Source organism: Marisediminitalea sp. (genome assembly GCF_984433645.1).
Genome location: NZ_CFIDRX010000256.1, coordinates 1 through 3859, shown reverse-complemented (window position 1 = coordinate 3859; position 3859 = coordinate 1). Strand labels below are relative to the sequence as shown.

Annotated in this window: 2 protein-coding genes; one reads left to right on the top strand and one right to left on the bottom strand. The window is 46.2% G+C overall.

The window, feature by feature from the left end:
* Positions 1 to 520: 520 nt before the first annotated feature.
* Positions 521 to 847 carry a hypothetical protein gene (locus AC4MRN_RS19765; RefSeq protein ID WP_491204279.1) on the top strand — a complete coding sequence of 109 codons (327 nt, stop codon included), beginning with the start codon at positions 521 to 523 and terminating at the stop codon, positions 845 to 847.
* Between the two features lie 76 nt (positions 848 to 923).
* On the opposite strand, the gene AC4MRN_RS19760 is transcribed toward AC4MRN_RS19765, so the two are convergent.
* Positions 924 to 3859, bottom strand: a 2936-nt coding sequence (locus AC4MRN_RS19760; RefSeq protein WP_491204278.1) for an efflux RND transporter permease subunit, incomplete at its 5' end; no start/stop codon positions are given.

Genomic DNA, 3859 nt, shown 5'->3' with positions numbered 1-3859 from the left:
GTTTAAAAAAGACCCGTTTTTACGGGTCTTTTTTGTTTCCGTACTCAAAAATCTCACCCTTTCCATAGCGCTTTACTTCAAAACGAAGCCTAAAACTGTTTCTGAATAACGAAATATCAGTGCTTTTCTGTAATAAAATTACACTATGACGATTAAGTTAGGCTGTTATTTACCACTTAAGTTGTAAATTTATGGTGATTAACCCCTATTTTACGTTGTTAAATTACCTTTTTTGAAAGTTTTTTAAGAAAATTAATGACATAAAATTAAATTTATTAGATGTTTTGGTTATATTTATATTTAAAAAATTCAATAAAAACAATTATTTGAAAAGTTAACTCGTGTTTTACAATTGAATTTACCGTAATTTCACCATGCGTAAACAATAAAAAAACAGTAATTTTATTTCAGATGGGGCATAAATATAGTGCACCAGGACGAAACGTCAGGTGTCACACAAAGCAACTTACCTAACGACAGTTGATTGTGTGTTTCAAATAATCCTGAGAGGAAATCGACTATGAAAAACGTAATCAAATCTGCTTTATTAGCAACAGTATTAGCTGCCAGCGCAAGCACTGCAATGGCTGACGTAACCGCTGAAGGCGTTCGCTTCACTGGCGACACTGAATTCGCTGGTTTTTGTAAAGCCGTAGTAAAAGATGATGTACGTCTGCTTCGTTCAGCTGTAGCACGTAATGTTGGTCTGATTGGTTCTAGCCAGCGTGAAGTTCTGCGTGTAATCAATGCTGAAGGCGGTGTTACTTGTAACGGTGTAAGCCTGGTTGAGTTCTCTGAAACTCGTGCGGCATCTAGCGTATATCAGTTCCTGACAGCCAGAAGTTAATCGTGGCGGTACCAGTAAACGGGAGCAGCAGTTGTACATGCATTGCTCCCGTTTAAACTGTGTCCTTAGTGGTGAGTTAGCTTGCCGTAATCCATTGTCCTACCCACTGTTTCATCCTGAATATCATCCTACTGGTACGGTAACGTACTTTCAGCAACAATACATAAGCCAACGGCACCAGAAACAAACTGGTCAATGTGGAAAATAACAGACCGCCGATAATGGCTATAGCCATAGGGGCGTAAGTCGGGCCGTCACCGCCAATCCGTGTTGAACCTAATGCCAGCGGAATTAACCCTAATACCGTTGTTGCGACTGTCATTAATATTGGCCGAATCCTTGAGCTACAACCGTCTACGACTGCATTCAACAGACTCTCACCTTCATTCAACAATTGATTGATGCGATCAACCAGCACAATACCGTTGTTCACCACAATACCCATGAGGATCAGCATACCAATCATACCCATCACCGACATTGATGTGCCCGTGATCATGTAGGCCCAGAACACACCGGTTATACTGAACAGTAAAGAGCTGATAACGGCAGTAGGTAACAGAATCGACTCAAACAACGCTGCCATCACGATATAAATCATGCACACCGCCAGCAACATATTCATTTGCATTACTGCAAAGGCTTCATCCTGACGACGAAAACCGCCATCCAGTGTCCAGTCGTAGCCGGACGGCAACGCAATGTACTGCATGGCTGTTTCTATGCGCTCACGTGCCTGTTCCATAGTGGTGCCTTCTTCAAGGTTGGCGCCAATTGACAGGGCTGTTTGACGGTAATAGCGGTTTATTTGTGAAAGCTGCGGTGCAACTGTAATGTTCGCCACCATATCGAGGGTGATATTGCGCCCGTCATTATAAGCAATATTCAGATTGCGCAGGGCAGACAGCGATTCTTGTACCGACTTACCATACAGCAACTTCACATTGATTTCGCCGGCCTCTCCATAGCGGAAAGTACGCAGGTTATTACCGCGAAGGGCAGTGGCAATAAGATTAGCGACTTCCTGTGCATTCAACCCAAGTTTAAAGGCCTTCTGACGGTCGATGTTAATCTGTAGCTCCTGTCGTTCACTGCCCACGTCTGCTTTTACGTCAATTAATCCATCCACGTTGCCCAGTACGGTAACGACTCGGTCTGCAATTGTGCGCAGTTGATCAGAGGACTCGCCCAATAGGGTGAGACGCACACCGCCGCCATTGCCATCGTTCCAGCGGAATGACGGACGCGCGCGCACGAACTGTGGCATTTCTTCTTTAATACGGCGTTTTATTTCCGACACTGGAACGGGTAAATCCTCCTGCAGCGTCAGATTAGAAACGGCAAAGCCCGGTTGATAATAGGTATATACCTGTTTTATGAAAAACTTCTCCTGATTTGCGTAGAGATAGGCTTCCATTTTATCGACAGTTTTCTCTACCTCGTCCAGGGTAAAATTCTGAGTGATATGGTAATTCAACCAGATACGGCCCTGATCGTCATTGCCTTCATCGTCGCTGGAGATCACGTTGATTGGGATAAGGGTGCTAACCAGAATAAACACCGCGATGAGTGCGGATTTACGCTGGTTTTGCATGGTCCAGTTCAAAATGGCGCGGTAGCGTTTAATGTAGCCAGGGGTACCCGAGGCCAGAACTTTGGGCGCTTTCATTTTTGAAGCTAACAGCGGGATCAGGGTTTGCGCGATTAACAGTGAGGCAAACAGTGAAATACAAATCGCAATAGCAACGTGTTCGAGGAAAACGGTTACGTCGATTTTTACCCCAACGATATTAGGCAAAAATACAATGGCTGTGGTGGTCGTCCCGGCGATGACCGCCAGACTCACTTTGCCTACGCCAACTTTAGTGGCCGTCTCAGCGTTGCTGTGATGTTCGCGCTGCTGAAAAATACTCTCAGTGACCACCACTGCGTTGTCGACCAGCATGCCCACGGCCAGCATAAGCCCCATAAGGGATAATATATTCAGTGAATAATCAAACAAGTACATCACCCCCAGCGTAATACAAATAGAGAAGGGGACAGACAGCACAACCAGTAACGTGGTGCTGAGTTGACGCAAGAATAGATACAGCACCACGATAGACAACAGCGCACCTACCAGGCCGGCTTCAATCAGGTTGCTTAACGACGAGGTGACCGAGTCTGCTACATCGTCCATGACAAACAGATTAATGCCATTGAAAGCCGGATCGTCTTTGGCTTTCTCGATGACCTGCATAACCTGACGAGAGACTTCCACCAGATTAGAGCTGGATTCGCGGAAGATGTTAAAGCCGACCGCATAAGTACGGTCCAGGTGTCGGCCTTCGTTGCGCTCCGGCAGTTCAAAACTGATGGTCGCAATGTCTTTCAGCATAATGCCAGGAGCGACATACAACTGCTCAACGTCGCGCATGTCAGTGAATTCGCCCTGAGGATTCACCATGTATTTTTGGTCATTGGCAAAGAAATGCCCGGCGCTCATTGAAAAGTTGGCGGCACGCAGGCGTTGCCCTAACTGGTCGGTATCGATATGCAGTGACGTGATACGTTCTGGGATCAGGCGAACACTGATTTGTTTCTTTTCAACGCCGTATAGTTCAACCCTTGAAACTCCCGGCACGCGTTCAATCACGCGTTTCAGATTGCGGTCCAGCAAGTCATAGGCGTTCGACAGATCCCGGTCACTGGATACCCGCAGCTGAAAAATAGGCATGTCGTTGGTGTTGAATTTATACACCAGCACTCGCTCTACATCGTCGGGTAGTTCGTCGCGAATGGCATCGATTTTTTCCCTGGCCTCAATACTTTTTGCTTTGATATTGGCGTCCCAGGCAAATTCGACAAAGATTTCTGCGCGGTTTTCAAACGAGGATGCCTGCAAACGCTTGATACCCGACATGGTTGCTATGGCTTCTTCAACCGGTCGCGTGATCATCCGCTCAATTTCCGCCGGCGTGGCGTCGTTATACGGGATTTGCACCATCATCTGGGGAATATCGATGCCCGGAA

Excerpts from the sequence above, each read along its gene's own strand:
- AC4MRN_RS19765 (WP_491204279.1), top strand. The coding sequence starts at position 521 with ATGAAAAACGTAATCAAATCTGCTTTATTAGCAACAGTATTAGCTGCC.